This is a genomic window from Paenibacillus sp. P3E, from assembly GCF_001909045.1.
GTDB classification, from domain to species: domain Bacteria; phylum Bacillota; class Bacilli; order Paenibacillales; family Paenibacillaceae; genus Paenibacillus_AQ; species Paenibacillus_AQ helianthi.
Genome location: NZ_LVWH01000001.1, coordinates 102,696 through 116,878 on the forward strand (window position 1 = coordinate 102,696; position 14,183 = coordinate 116,878).

13 protein-coding genes are annotated in these 14,183 nt (G+C 52.7%); 8 read left to right on the forward strand and 5 right to left on the reverse strand.

Annotation, left to right across the window (positions count from 1 at the left end; all coding sequences use genetic code 11):
• Nucleotides 1-154 precede the first annotated feature (154 nt).
• Nucleotides 155-922, reverse strand: a complete 768-nt coding sequence (locus A3842_RS00465; protein WP_074100061.1) for a DODA-type extradiol aromatic ring-opening family dioxygenase — start codon at nt 920-922, stop codon at nt 155-157.
• Nucleotides 923-1,209: 287 nt separating this feature from the next.
• On the opposite strand from A3842_RS00465, the gene A3842_RS00470 reads away from it, so the two are divergent.
• Together A3842_RS00470 and A3842_RS00475 are read left to right on the forward strand one after the other, a co-directional pair.
• Nucleotides 1,210-2,448, forward strand: coding sequence for an ATP-binding protein (locus A3842_RS00470; protein WP_074088300.1), 1,239 nt, complete (start codon nt 1,210-1,212; stop codon nt 2,446-2,448).
• Nucleotides 2,449-2,537: 89 nt separating this feature from the next.
• Nucleotides 2,538-2,930, forward strand: coding sequence for a tetratricopeptide repeat protein (locus A3842_RS00475; protein WP_074088301.1), 393 nt, complete (start codon nt 2,538-2,540; stop codon nt 2,928-2,930).
• A gap of 480 nt (nt 2,931-3,410) precedes the next feature.
• Here A3842_RS00475 and A3842_RS00480 read toward each other — a convergent pair whose 3' ends face one another.
• Nucleotides 3,411-4,616 (reverse strand): MFS transporter, encoded by a 1,206-nt coding sequence (locus A3842_RS00480; RefSeq protein ID WP_074100062.1) that lies wholly within the window; start codon nt 4,614-4,616, stop codon nt 3,411-3,413.
• Nucleotides 4,617-4,631: 15 nt separating this feature from the next.
• Nucleotides 4,632-5,807: a serine hydrolase domain-containing protein gene (locus A3842_RS00485; RefSeq protein WP_074100063.1), complete on the reverse strand. Its 1,176-nt coding sequence runs from the start codon at nt 5,805-5,807 to the stop codon at nt 4,632-4,634.
• Between the two features lie 172 nt (nt 5,808-5,979).
• Between A3842_RS00485 and A3842_RS00490 the strand changes: the two genes are divergently transcribed.
• Both A3842_RS00490 and A3842_RS00495 read left to right on the forward strand, forming a co-directional pair.
• Nucleotides 5,980-6,423 carry an Lrp/AsnC family transcriptional regulator gene (locus A3842_RS00490; RefSeq protein ID WP_074088304.1) on the forward strand — a complete coding sequence of 148 codons (444 nt, stop codon included), beginning with the start codon at nt 5,980-5,982 and terminating at the stop codon, nt 6,421-6,423.
• Nucleotides 6,424-6,476: 53 nt separating this feature from the next.
• On the forward strand, nt 6,477-8,192 hold the full coding sequence (locus tag A3842_RS00495; RefSeq protein WP_074100064.1) for an Imm51 family immunity protein: 1,716 nt from the start codon (nt 6,477-6,479) through the stop codon (nt 8,190-8,192).
• Here the strand turns inward: A3842_RS00495 and A3842_RS00500 are convergent, their stop codons facing one another.
• A complete protein-coding gene (locus A3842_RS00500; protein WP_074100065.1) occupies nt 8,193-9,542 on the reverse strand; it encodes a DUF2252 domain-containing protein in 1,350 nt (449 codons plus the stop codon). It abuts the gene before it with no gap.
• Between the two features lie 23 nt (nt 9,543-9,565).
• Entirely contained in the window at nt 9,566-10,144 is a 579-nt protein-coding gene (locus A3842_RS00505) for a class I SAM-dependent methyltransferase (protein ID WP_074100066.1), read from the reverse strand.
• A 174-nt stretch (nt 10,145-10,318) separates the two neighbouring features.
• Here A3842_RS00505 and A3842_RS00510 point away from each other — a divergent pair, with 174 nt between their 5' ends.
• From A3842_RS00510 to A3842_RS31745, 4 genes are all read left to right on the forward strand, one after another.
• A complete protein-coding gene (locus tag A3842_RS00510; protein WP_074100067.1) occupies nt 10,319-11,497 on the forward strand; it encodes a DUF4097 family beta strand repeat-containing protein in 1,179 nt (392 codons plus the stop codon).
• Nucleotides 11,498-11,520: 23 nt separating this feature from the next.
• Nucleotides 11,521-12,198 carry a response regulator gene (locus A3842_RS00515; protein ID WP_083607039.1) on the forward strand — a complete coding sequence of 226 codons (678 nt, stop codon included), beginning with the start codon at nt 11,521-11,523 and terminating at the stop codon, nt 12,196-12,198.
• A gap of 9 nt (nt 12,199-12,207) precedes the next feature.
• Nucleotides 12,208-13,581 carry a HAMP domain-containing sensor histidine kinase gene (locus A3842_RS00520; protein WP_074100069.1) on the forward strand — a complete coding sequence of 458 codons (1,374 nt, stop codon included), beginning with the start codon at nt 12,208-12,210 and terminating at the stop codon, nt 13,579-13,581.
• 102 nt (nt 13,582-13,683) lie between these two features.
• A complete protein-coding gene (locus A3842_RS31745) occupies nt 13,684-14,160 on the forward strand; it encodes a hypothetical protein (RefSeq protein WP_143186110.1) in 477 nt (158 codons plus the stop codon).
• Nucleotides 14,161-14,183: the final 23 nt, after the last annotated feature.

Below are 14,183 nucleotides of genomic sequence, written 5' to 3' on the forward strand. Positions count from 1 at the left end.
TTTTTCATAGGACATTTATAGTATATAAACAATAAATTAGACGATTAAAATCCTTTTATGATAACAATACGAAAAAATCATGACAAAAAACCTCCAATCTACAGTATATGTAGGATCGGAGGTCTTTTTATATGCGTGTTCATCTTATTCAAGGTTAAAAAGTAACCGAGAGGTAGCTGAGCGACCCCATTTCGTAGCTCCGGTGGACTTCTTGAGGCGTCCGGGCGGGATTGCCGCTCCCCATAGTGATGTACAGCGGAACGAAGTGCTCGGGTCGGGGTACAGCCAGCTTGGCATACGGTGCCTGCACTTCGTAGCTGAATAGAGCATTCAAGTCATGCTTATGCATATGTTCAATCAGCCAATCGTCGAAGGCAACAGCCTTAGGGTCAGGAGCCGTGGCATCCGGGTTCATGGTACGGAAATTATGAACCGTAGCCCCGCTGCCCATAATCAGGATGTCTTCTTCATCCAGACCCCGCAGCGCTCCACCAATCCGGTACTGCTCCGCCGGTGGCAAATACGGATTAACGGAGATTTGAATGACCGGACAGACAGGAACCGGGAACATCCGCAGGAGAGGGACCCAGGACCCGTGATCGAGACCGCGCTTCGTATCGAACTGAACAGGAATATCTTGGGCCCTGAAGCGGTCCGCCAGGGACGCTGCCAGCGCAGATGAGCCTTTGGCCGGGTATTTGATCTGGTACATCTGGTCGGGAAAGCCGCCAAAATCGTAAACCATGTCATACACATCATCCGTGGAGGAGACGGTCAGCACCTCGGTTTCCCAGTGGGCTGTAAAGATGACAATAGCCTTAGGCTTGAGCTGCTGTCCGTAGGAGAGCAGGAAATCTGTACAAGGGGTATTCTGTATCGCCATCAAGGGAGATCCGTGACCAACAAAGAGGGGGGCAATCATCGTAAACGCTCCTTTTCGTATCAAATAGGTTCACATTATTGCTTACATTATGTTATTAAGTATACATTATATATTATATTTCGCAAAGTTATTTATTGGGATGGATGCTGAAACGGTCAAAAAGTGGCAACTTATTAAGGAACTGTCCATCTTTTGTTTTTTTTTCTGTATATAATCATATTACATAGGGATAGCTGGATTGCGGGAGAATTGTATAGGGAATTTCCTGGAGTTTCCTTATAATAGAAATAAGTACACTAGAACCACTAGCTGAGAGGAAGTTAGCCTTGTTCGAAACCTTACTTTTGAATTTCTTGTTTTTATTGTTTCCAGTCTTGATCGTAGTGATTTTCTTTGAAAATAGAGTGTACCCCTACAATAACAAGCTGCTTGTGCTGATGTCCGCCGTGACGATGGTTCTGTGTATTGCCAAGCCTATTCGCCTGGAAATGGGATATATATATGATCTCAGATATATCCCGTTTATACTTGTGGCGCTTTTTGGCGGATACCGGAACGTCATTCCGTTATATGTAATCATGAATATTTACCGTTTCTATGTAGGAGGTGCGGGCACGCTCCCCTCCTTCCTGTTCTCAACGGCGGTGCTGTTGCTGGTGCCTTATTTTAGCAAACGCTTCATCAAGCGCTCTTCCAACCGCCGCATCTTCTGGGCAGCAGCTATTGCCACGTTAACCATGGGAATCTACCTGATGATTCTGGGGACGATGACGGGGAAGTTGGACAAGCAATTTTGGACGCTCACGGTCTATGCCTTGATGACACATGCCGTAGTGATGAGCATCATCATGATTTTGATCGAGCAGATTATCACCAATATCAAGAACCGTGACCGGATTCTCCAGTCGGAGCGCCTGAATGTAGTCAGTGAGCTGGCGGCCAGTGTATCCCATGAAATCCGAAATCCGCTCACGGTGACCAGCGGTTTTTTGCAGCTGCTCAATAAATCAACTTCCATTACGCCCGAGGAAAAAGAATATGTACAATTGTCGTTGCTGGAGCTGAACCGTGCAGAGAAGATCGTTAGCGATTATCTCTCTTTTGCCAAGCCGCAATCCGATAATATGGTGTTCTCCAATATGCAGGCGGAAGCAGAGTACACCAAGAACATCATTATGCCCTATGCGTCCATCCACAAGGTGGAGGTCAAGTTCAGCTTCGACAACACGCTCAATAAAAGCTATGACAAGAACCAAATCCAGCAATGCCTGATCAACCTCTACAAAAACGGGATTGAAGCAATGAGAGATAAGGACGGGGGCATCCTCACCATCGATATCTCGGAGAAGAAGCAAAACATTCTGATCACGATCCGGGACACCGGCATCGGCATGACGAAGGAAGAAATCTCACGCCTGGGCAAGCCGTATTACTCCACCAAAGAAGAAGGAACCGGACTCGGGATGCTGATGGCCTACAGCACGATCAATAAGGTTAAGGGGAACATTGAGGTGGAGAGTGAAAAGGGCAGGGGTACAACCTTCCTCATCACCATCCCTACCTAAAAGGCTCTGTGGCAGACCCCTGTTCAAAAATGATAAAGTATTTATTGAAGATAGAATTCTCAGGAAATCGTAACCAGGAGGCAGAAGGAATGAGACAAGAATTGATCGCACAATTAAATAAGTGGCATGAGGAGGACAAATACCAGGAAATCGTAGACCGGATCAAAGAAACGCCGACGATACTCATTGATGATGAGCTGGCTACCCATTTGGGGAGAGCGCTGAACAATCTGGGGCGGTATAAAGAAGCGCTGAAATGGTTCATGAAGACGGCTGACCAGGGCAAGAAGGACCCGTTATGGCATTTCCGCGTGGGGTACGCCCACTATTATCTGGACCAGCTGAAGGATGCGATCCGGGAATTTGAAATTGCGCACAAGCTGGACCCTGAAGATGAAGATACGGTACAGTTCCTGGAATGGAGCCGCAAGGAAGCTACTGAAGCCCCGGCGGATAAGGATTCTGACGAAGAAGATGAATGAAGAATTGAGGGGAAGTCATTAGGCGTGAGAGGGATGCCAGTGGTTGCCGACTAGGCGCTCCGAGAGGTATAAGTACCTCTGAGTTTGCCAGACTTGAACTACTTGGTGGAATGAGAGGTATAAGTACCTCTGAATTGCCGGATTTGAGCTATTTGGTGGAATGAGAGGTATAAGTACCTCTGAATTCGCCAGAATTGAGCTACTTGGTGGAATGAGAGGTATAAGTACCTCTGAATTTGCCGGATTTAAGCTATTTGGGGGAATGAGAGGTATAAGTACCTCTGAATTCGCCGGATTTGAGCTATTTGGTGGAATGAGAGGTATAAGTGCCTCTGAATTTGCCAGACTTGAGCTACTTGGTGGAATGAGAGGTATAAGTACCTCTCATTCTGCACCTGTGCGCCCCGGCGGGCTTAAGAGCGGCCATGCTAGGAAACCAACAAGGGCTGTCCTTAATGGGACGCCCCTTTGCTGTTTCTTTCACCTTCCAGCAGGAAATCCGCGTGCTTTGTTGCGCCAGACTGTCACAAATGCAAAGGCCAGCAGGACGCACAACGCCCACGGGAAAGAAACGACACCCGTTGTTTCGAGAAGAATCCCACCGGCCACACCCCCGCCGCCGATGGCGAGATTCCATGCGGTCACCAGCATCGATTGAGCTACATCTGCGCTCTCTCCGCCTGCTACGGCAATTGCTGTCTGCAGCAGCGTCGCCGCTCCCCCAAACGTTAAGCCCCACATGGCAGCTGCCGGATAGATCACAAAAGGCTGGCTGCTGCCTATGCCCAGCAGGATAGCTGCCAAGGCGAATGCAGCGAGGCTGATCAGAACAAGCAGTCTCAGGTGCCGGTCAATCCAGACCCCGGTTAGCCAGATGCCAAGCAGTGCTGTAACACCGAAGATGAGAAGTACTACGTCCACCCTCCCGGTAAGCCCGGTCTGAGTAAGGTACGGTGCAATGTAGGTATACAGGATGTTGTGGGCCAGTACCCAGGCTAGTACGACAAACAATATCGGGCGCACTCCGGGAGTAGTGAAGACCTTGTGGAGAGGGAGCCGCTGGTCTGCGGACTCTCCCGGAGAGTCCGGCAGCTTCCAGAGCACCCATATGGTCAGCAGCAGCGCGAGCAGCGACAGGATACCGAAGACATTGCGCCAGCCCGCAAGGTCCCCGAGCAAGGTTCCGGCAGGGACACCAAGCGCAAGAGCAAGTGGCGTTCCTGCCATGGCAACGGCCATAGCCCTTCCCTTAAGCGGCTCCGGTACCATGCGCCGGGCATAGCCGGCGATCATGCCCCATAGGACACCGGCTGATACACCCGCGAGGAACCGGGCCGCAAGCGTAAGGGGATAGCTTGAAGAGAAAGCAGTGACGGTGTTAAATACGAGAAAACCAAGAATGCATGTCAGCAGCAAGGGACGCCGTCTCCACCCGCGTGTTGCGGTGGTCAAAGGAATTGCGGCAAGTAGCGAGCCCAGGGCATACAGGGTAACGAGCTGACCCGCCATGGCCTCTGTCACTCCAAGTCCCTTACTGATCTGGAGCAGTAATCCGGCGGGAATTGTCTCGGTAAGGATACAGATAAACCCGGTCATAGCCAGGGCAAGCAATCCGGCCCAGGGAAGGCGTCCGGAAGCAGAAGCGCTGGAGATTTGCTGTGAAGAAGAAGCTGTGCTGCTGCTCATATCGAACCTCCTTCCTTATGATTCATGTTTCAATCTGCCGTAGACGGCATTGCACAGGTCAACCGTAAACGGACCCGACATGCCCTCCAGTGCGGTATTGGTGAAAGCCGCCACGCTTAGCCGCTGCTTGGGATCAACGAACCACGAATGACCATAGGTACCGCCCATGCGCCATGTGCCAGGGGATTCCGCAGTGTCTGCGGCAAGAGGATCTTTAAGCACCGTGATGCCCAGGCCAAAGCCCCGCCCTGGCCAGAAGGGCATGTGCAGATCACCAATCTGATTGGTGGTCATTTCCCGAACCAGGGATTCCGGCAGCAGAGGTGCTCCCCCTTTGCGCAGGGTTTCCAGCAGCTGCAGAAAGTCTCCGGTGCTGCCGACCATGCCAGCTCCTCCGGAAGGATAAGCGGCAGGGTCGAGCGCCCGTTCAGGGGCGAGGCGGAAGCCTGCCGTACCTTCCACAAAAGCAAGGCTGTCGGGATTGTGCAAAGGACGCAGCCCGGGAACATCATCGGCGTAAGCAGCGGCCAGCCGCTGCGGGTCGGCTGCAACGAACCCGGTGTCCTTCATACCTAGCGGATGGGTCACGAGTGAATCTATGGCTTCGCTGAGTGTGGTGTCTGTGACTTTTTCAATCACGGCCCCTAGCACATCTGTTGCGATAGAATATCTCCACATGGTGCCTGGGGTATAGAGGAGCGGGACAGAGGCAATACGCCGTAGGTTCTCTTCGAGCGTAAGGTTAGTCTGATCCATGCCATCAGATACACCAGCCCGCTCATAGGAACCGCCCTCTTCCTGAAAGAAGCGGTAGGTCAAACCAGCGGTGTGCGTCATTAAGTGCCTTACTGTTATTGCTGCGGGCTTACCGTTCTCCAGTCGTGGCTGAAAATACGGAAGCCAGCGGTCCACGCGGTCATCCAGCTTCAGGCGGCCTTGCGCCACCAGAACCAGAGCAGCCGCAGAAGTGATAGGCTTGGAAACCGATGCGAGCCGGAATAAGGCGTCCTCCCGCATAGGCTGGTTCAGCTCGCGGTTCGCAAAACCGGCAGCACGGCTATAGATGAGCCTCCCATCTAACGCTACCTTGATGACAGCCCCCGCCAGACGCTTGTCGGCTAATGTCTGGTCTAGTACGTTATCGATGCGCTCCGGTAGATGCTCCGGGTTCATGAGATTTGAATCCTGCATTCGTAGTCATCCTTTCGCTATAGTTAAAGCTAAAATCGCTTTACTATTGTAAGTATATTATATAAAATTAGTTGACCTGCTAACATAAGGCAACTAAGCTATAACAGCCATTCAGCAGTTAAAAACAAGGCAGTTTGCACATGAATCCTTAAAATTAAAGGAGCTGAATGAGATGGACCATACAGACAAGCAGATTCTGTTTCATCTTCAAAACCAGGCGAGAATGTCCATGACAGAACTCGGGAAATGTGTGGGTCTATCACAACCGGCAGTGACGGAAAGAGTTAAACGTATGGAGGAAAACGGGGTGATCCAGGAGTACCGGACTATTATTTCACCTGAAAAAATTGGGAAACTAGCTACTGCTTACATTCTGTTCCACTCCAGGGATTGCCATGCCTTCGTTGATTTCTGCCGCTCCTCCCCTGAGGTCCTTGAGTGTTACAGGATCAGTGGCGAGCACAATTATCTGCTAAAAGTAATGACCGACTCCACGCAAGCCTTGGAGCAGTTCGGCAATGAATGCGATAGATACGGGACTTATACAATCCTAATCGTAATGTCATCGCCCGTTGATCATAAGTACCTTATTCCTTTGCTGGAAGGAACTGTTTAGGACCTGCCCTTACTGGGGAATGAAGAGTAGATTCGAGAGGAGGCATATACATAGTGGAAGAGACATTGCTGGCGCAACTGGTACAGTGGCATGAAGATGATGAATTTGCCAAAATTGTGGACCGCATCATGGAAATTCCCGAACCGGACAGAGACTATACACTTATTGGTCAACTGGGCAGGGCGCTGAACAATCTGGACCGTTACCATGAAGCGCTGGAACAGCTGCTGAGTGTTGCCGGGCAAGGAGAGAAGGACCCGATCTGGCACTACCGGGCGGGATATGCCTACTACTATCTGAAGCAGTACGATCAAGCGGTTCGTGAATTCGAGCTGGCAGATCAGCTGGAGCCTGGAGATGAGGCGGTTCAGCAGCTGCTTGGCTGGAGCCGCCGTGCGGCGGAGCGGGAGGTACGGGAGCAGCAGCGTTTTGCAGCTGCACAGGCCGGCGAGAGTACTGTGGGGGGAAGCACAGTTCAACCTTTTGACTTCGACGGCTTCTGGGAGGACAGCGATTATGCCCGCAAATCGTATGTATCCGATCCGCCTACAGACGAGCTGATTGCCTCGGTGGAGCAGGAACTGGGGTATAAGCTACCGGCCTTTTATATCGAGATGATGAAGCGGCAGAATGGGGGGATTCCCCGGGATACTTGCTTCCCTACAGAGGAAGCGACCTCTTGGGCGGAAGATCATGTGGCGGTTACAGGCATTATGGGCATTGGGCGGGAGAAGACCTATTCCTTGTGCGGGGAACTCGGCAGCCGCTTCATGATTGAAGAGTGGGGTTACCCCGATATTGGTGTGGTATTCGGCGATTGCCCGTCCGCAGGGCATGATGTGATCATGCTGGATTACCGGGCCTCTGGTCCGGAAGGCGAGCCGGCTGTGATCCACGTGGATCAGGAAGCGGATTATGAAATTACTTTTCTGGCCAAAGACTTCGAGAGTTTTGTACGCGGGCTGGTGAATGAGGAGGTCTTCGATACGTCCGAGGAGGATAAGGCAGAGGATCTGCGGAAGGTGGCTCATGGGGCCTTTTCACCCCTGCTTGCGGAGCTGTGCGGCAATGTCACGGAGATCGATAATGTAGAGGGTATAATCCGTTCAATCTGTACGGAGATTGTAGAAGACAAAGGGCATTTCTCTCTCCATGCCGATGAGCGTTCTATCTTGATGTACGATTTGCAATTCTGGCTGTATACCAAGTCGTACCCGCAAACGAACCGGGCTGAATACCTGGAGGTCTATTCCAAAATGATCGCCTTTGGCGGCGAATTTGGAACCGGCGGCTACGCGCCGTCCTTCATTACGGATTGGCTGGACGATCGGGTCCGGCAGGGGAGTATTATTGAGCGTGGTGGTGTGCTCAGCTTCACGGAAGAAGCCCGGGAGGCCCTGCTGCACAGGATGAACGGTGTCACCGTCCCTGCAACCGGCAATGTAGCTCCGTTCATCCTGGTAGAGCAGGAAAATGGCGGTGTGTCTGTTATTCTGAGCGTAGGTACCTATTTGGCCGATCTGTTTGATACGCGGGCAGATGAAGGCTTCGAAGGCAACGGCTACGATTGGGCTTCCCTTGCGGCGGTTTTCCTGGAGGAACAAATGCCGGGGCTGGCAGGCATTGTGCATTTTGACCCGGAGGCCGACATGTTCTGCGCCTACTCCGGCAACAGGGAAGCTATTCTTGGTTTTGCTGCCGGATTCAAGCAGGCTTGCGAGGATGAGGCACTGATCCGGGACCTGTTCTCCCGCGCCGAGCTGGACTGATTACTCCGCTGCGGCCGCCCGGGATCGGTCTTTTATCCACTCTGTGAACATTCCATAATCCTTCTCCACCTGATCGGCATATCCGTAAGCCCACCGGGAGAGATAGCGCGCAAAAGCATCCGGGTCCTGCCCCATGGCCTTGGCAATTTCCTCCTCGCTATGATAAGGAAGAATGCCCTGGTCCACATCGGCATCGGCCCGGGCATGCATTTTGGCGGTCAGGCAACCCATTATCTCAAGTACCCGGGTCATATCCTCCATAGTTGCGATATCGGTCAGCTTCAGTCTTTTCTTATACGGCGACCGTTCTCTTACATAGAAGTGCCTTCCCTCAAGCGTCAGAAAGCCCAGATACGGGTCGGCCTTATGGTGCATGGCCTGCTGTGTCGCCGTTACCCGTTTTCCCTGATGCCCGAAATGCAGCCAAAAGGACTCGGAATACGGCATGAAATAAGCCGGAACCGGCACGCGGACTTCTTTTACCTCAAGCACGGTATCGTCCGTATCCTCCCGCTCATGTCCACCCTCGATTAATACATAATAGCGGTCCAGCCCGATGGAGGCGGTGCCTGAACCATGCTTGACAGCAATGTCTTTTATCCGGAAGTGATCCTCATTCAGGTTTCGGGTAACCACGGTCTGTGTATAGAACGCCCAGGCGCTCCCCAGGAGGGTCTGTTCGGCTTGTCCGGGTACAGTCAGCTCGGAATTCTCCAGAAACACTCTGCCCGTCTGCATCTGAGCCGTAACCTTTTCCAGAAAATGTGCTTGTCTGCGTTTCTCCAGCTTGCGGAGGAGCTTCTTCACCGGACCTTTGGCGGTATCCTCATCTATACTATAAGTGGCAGGGTCATCCTTGCCCTGTGCGAACCGCCGGATCTGTCTGGCATACGCCTTAACAAAGCTCTCAATATGGCTTAGCTGTTCAGCTTCACCCTGTCCCAGCTGTCTGCCCACCAGTGCGATGCTGACGGCCATACGCAGGAGATCATAGAGATACGAGCCGACATACCCCTCATCGAAATCATTGACGTCATAGACCATATCTCCGTCTTCGCTGCGGATGGCGCCAAAGTTCTCGAAGTGCAGGTCTCCCTGAATCCAGGTTGGCCGGTCCTCAGGGGTGTGGTAAGGGAAGTATTGGCGGGTTGTATCGAAATAGAATAAGTACGCGCTGCCCCGGTAAAAGGAGAAGGCGTTCTGCGACATTTTCAGATATTTCTCAGACCGTTTCTCGGGACTCAGGCCCATAATGCCGCTATCGAACTCTTCAAAGATGGAGATCAGCAAATCCTTGCGGAGCTTGGTTCGTGTGCGGATGACGCCTTCGGTAATAGATTTGTCGATCACGGGAACCCTCCTTGGCTATATTGCTAAAAAGTATACACATACACCTTGGTCCGCAGCGGATCTCTGCAGGTCACTGTGCGGGCTGGCTGCCTGTCCGGCAGGGCGAAGAAAATACTGATCACCACTGCGCCGGGCGGCAGCTCCTGATTGAACTTGTCCGCCAGCCGCTCCATGGCACCGGGGAATAAATAGCATAGAACCATATCGGCATCGGCGTAGGAGCTGCGGTAGATATCGCCCCGGATGAAGCGGAGTCTGCCAGGGAGCGGCTCCGGGCCGTTCCCTGAGTGAGGGAGCCGCGCGAATATCAGCGCCAGCAGTTGCGAGCACCATAACGGGAGGCTTGAATTCTCAATCCCGATGAGTCTTTTGCCTGGACAATGACGGACGATATCGAGTCCTAATGTGCCCCAGCCGGACCCCGCCTCCACAACCGTGCTGTAGCCGGGAATCCGGTTTACCTCTCCGGCAACCGCCAGCCGTACAGCCTTCGAAGTGGGCATCGGCGAGATCCCGTTCCTCCAAGTGTCCACAACGATCCACACCACAGACAGGAGAACGGCGAGCGCGAGAACCCACGTGATAGTCTGGAGGATGAGCATGCAATCCCCTCCTCTCTCCATGAACAGGTTTCTAATGTTTCTGTTATTATAAATCCCATTTGGCGTCATAACCAGCTAAAGTGCTCTCATCAAACTCTAATCTTCCTGCAAAGTCTTTCTCATTCAGTCTGCTGTAACCTAAGGGTAATCACAAGGACTAGGGAGGAAATGAGTATGAAGTTAAATTGGAAGTGGCTGCTGTTGGGTGCCGCTCTGGCGGTAGTATTCTTCTACATTGGAAAAGGATATGGCGGCCCAGTCCAAGCCCGCCAACTGTCTGGGGCAAATTCTGTATCTGAGCCTACGGGGGTCTCTGCCTCTGCTACGGATGTTGTATCCGAAGCCACCTCTGCAGCCGCTGAGTCTGCTCCGGATGCTGTGTCCGAAGCTACCACAGACTCTGTGTCCGTTCCGGGGGTTATTTCCGACGTCATCTCTGCCGCCTCTACGGTTATCGGGTCGTGGCAGACAGGTGCGGAGGGTATGTCTGCAGGGAATGCACGGTACTCTTTTGACAAAGGCATCACCCGGGTCGATGTACCAGAAGGTACGGAAAGCATCTCTATTGCAAATACCAACGGAAAGATTGAGATGAAGCAGGGCAACGGGAAGGATATTGAAATCCATACGACAGTGGTCGTGAATCAAGCCACAGCCGAAGAGGCCCGGACCATAGCGGACAAGGCGGGGGTGAAGGTAAGCGGGGGAGCTCAACTGGAGATTAAGACCTACAGCGAGCCTTACGGCAATATTCATTATCCGAATCTTGAGCTGACGGTTACACTGCCGAAGGGAATGAAGGCCGATCTGCAGGCGAAGACCAAGAACGGAAATCTCTCTTTGTCAGATGTTTCTAGTACAGGTAAAATTAAATTATCGTCTGTGAACGGCAACGTTACGGCATTCGGCCCCCCGAAAGACATCTCTCTGCACACGGTGAATGGGAATGTTGAAGTATCCGAAGCGAAGGCAAATGTGGATATTTCGCTTACCAATGGCAATGTGAAGGCAGAGCAAATTGCGGGAACTCTGGTGGCTGAAACGACAAACGGCAATCTGACGGTGAAGGATGCGCTCGCTGCTATAGAAGCAGTCACGGTAGCTGGTAATATCCATGTGGAGAGCAGGAAGGTCGGCGGAGACTGGAGGGTGACCTCGACGGTAGGGGATGCTGAACTGGCCTGGCCGGAAAATGCCGGAGTGGTGGTAAATGCAAAGTCAGCTCTTGGGGAGATGGATACCGACTTCCCGCTGACGGTGAAGAATCACAAGATTAGCGGGAAGATTGGCGAAGGGACGTATCAGATTCATGCGCAATCCATGGCCGGTTTATCGCTAATGAAGAAGAAATGATCTGTGAAGAGGTGGACGAGGGGTTGAAGGAACGCGTATTGATTATTGAGGATGAAATCGCCATGATTCGCCTGCTGGAGCTGGAGCTCTCTTATGAAGGCTACGACATCACGGTTGCATACGATGGCCTTGAGGGCGCAGACAGAGCGCTGAATGAGCACTTTGACCTGATTCTGCTTGATTTGAATCTGCCGGGAATGGGCGGGTTTGAGGTATGCAAGCGGGTGAGGGCGGTGAAGCAGACCCCAATTATTATGCTAACGGCCAGGGATACTGTCAGCGACCGGGTGCGGGGGCTGGATACCGGGGCAGATGATTATGTGCCGAAGCCATTCGCCATTGAGGAGCTTCTTGCCCGCATGCGTTCCCTCCAGCGCAGGCTTCACTTGGCGGAGACGGGGGACGAAGTGCTGTGTGCCAAGGATCTGACACTCGACAAGGCCTCGCACCGGGTGAGCCGTGCCGGGCGCGAGATTGAATGCTCTCAGCGCGAATTTGAGCTGCTGCATTGTCTGCTGGCCCATAAGAACCGGCTCATGAACCGTGAAGCCTTGCTCAATCTTGTCTGGGGGTATTCCTATGAAGGCGAGACGAATGTGGTAGATGTCTATATCCGTTACGTGCGCATGAAGGTGGATGAAGGGTTTGAACACAAGTTGATACATACTGTCCGTGGCAGCGGCTATATTCTGAGGGACTGAGGTGAGTGAATGAAGCCGTGGACGTTCTCCCGTAAAGTAAGCGCATCTATTGCGCTGACAGCGCTGCTCGTCGCAGCCGTTGTCAGCGGATTTGTCTACATCACCTTCAAGCACTGGACAGAGCGCCAGGAGACAGAGCTGCTGGATGCCAGGCTCAGGCAGTTCGAGCTTCAGGTCGGCGAGGTGGAGTTCCTGCCTTCCTTGCTTAAGCCGGGCCTGGGTAAAGGAAGCGGAGCGGCGGCGGTACTGAAGCCGGACTTGTCGGCGTTTGCCCCGGATCTGAGCGAGGGACAATTACTGCAGATGCTCGATTCCAAAGGACGGGTGCTGGCAGAGGTGGGTTCAGGCGGAACGGCAGACACTGCCGTCACCTACAAGGCAGAGAGGGAGCTCTCACTTCTTGTATACGGTCCTGTCCGGCTGAGGCTCACTGAAAGTGGGCACTCGGGCAGCGCAACCGCAGAGAAGGAGGTCGGCAGGCTGCTGCTGCTGGGCCTCCTGCTTGCTGCAGGGATGGCTATAGCAGCAGGGTGGGTCGTCGCCCGTTCCACGCTGAAGCCGATCCGCAGTATGATCGGTGAGGTGCATAGCATCGGGACGAACAGCTTGTCCCGGCGGCTGCATGTGCCCGCGGCCCAGGATGAGCTTCATCAGCTCGGGGAGACTTTTAATAGTCTTCTGAACAGGCTGGAGGGGTCCTTTGACCAGCAACGGCGATTCATCGCCGATGCTTCCCATGAGCTCAAGACACCGCTTGCCATTATTGAGGGACATACGCATATGATTCAGCGGTGGGGCAAGCAATCGCCGGAGGTGCTGGACGAGTCACTGTCGTTCATGATGAATGAGACCCGGAGGATGAAGGAGTTGATTGCCCAGCTGCTCCTGCTTGCAGAAGCGGAGTCCCCGGTGGCAGACGGCGGGGAAGAAACCTGCAATCTTAAAAATACCCTCAACGAGCTGCTGCCCCAGACCGTTCATGTTAATCCCGAGGTACAGCTTGATTATGACGGCCATCCGGAGGGTCAGGTGATACTGATTCGCATGCCCGGAAGCGCCAGCTACCAGGTGCTGCGCAATATCGTGGAGAATGCACTGAAGTATACGCCTGAAGGCGGATCGGTAACGATCAGGCATTCCTATGCGGATGGGCAGGTGATCTTGACGGTAGCCGACACGGGGATCGGGATATCCTCTGAACAGCTGCCGCATATCTTCGACCGCTTCTACCGCACGGAGGGCTCGCGCAGCCGCACCCGGGGCGGTTCGGGCCTTGGCCTTGCTATTGCCAAAGCCATTATGGAGCGGTACGGCGGTTCTATTGCCATCGCTAGCACACCGGGGCAAGGAACGACTGTGACGCTGCGGTTTATGGGCGGATAGGTGTGAGAGTCCCAATAGTCACTGGCAGATCTAATCTTCTTCCAGGGGCTTTTTTCTGTGTTCAGATCATGAAACTGGTTGGCAGGTAAGCACGGACTACCTGTGACTGGTGAAATCAGAGGTAAAAGTGCCTTTGAATTCGGCGTAGGCAGGCCAATTGGCGGAATCAGAGGTAGAAGTGCATTTGAATTCGGCTCAGGTGGGCTAATTGCTGGAATCAGAGGTAGAAGTACCTTTGAATTCAGCATAGGTGGGCTAATTTGTGGAACCAGAGGTAGAAGTACCTTTGAATTCAGCATAGGTGGGCTAATTGCTGGAATCAGAGGTAGAAGTACCTTTGAATTCAGCATAGGTGGGCTAATGAGTAGAATCAGAGGTAAAAGTACCTTTGAATTCAGCATAGGTGGCCTAACTGCTGGAATCAGAGGTAATAGTACCTTTGAATCCCCTCGTGTGTCTGGGGGCAACCCATGCCCGCCCTTTGGAGCGAATGTGGTAATAAGAAAAAAGTCAATAATATTCCTTGACGGGAATATTCCTTGTGGGGTATATTATGTATGCAAGGTGATAAAAAACTGATTCACTGAAGGAACATCGGTATT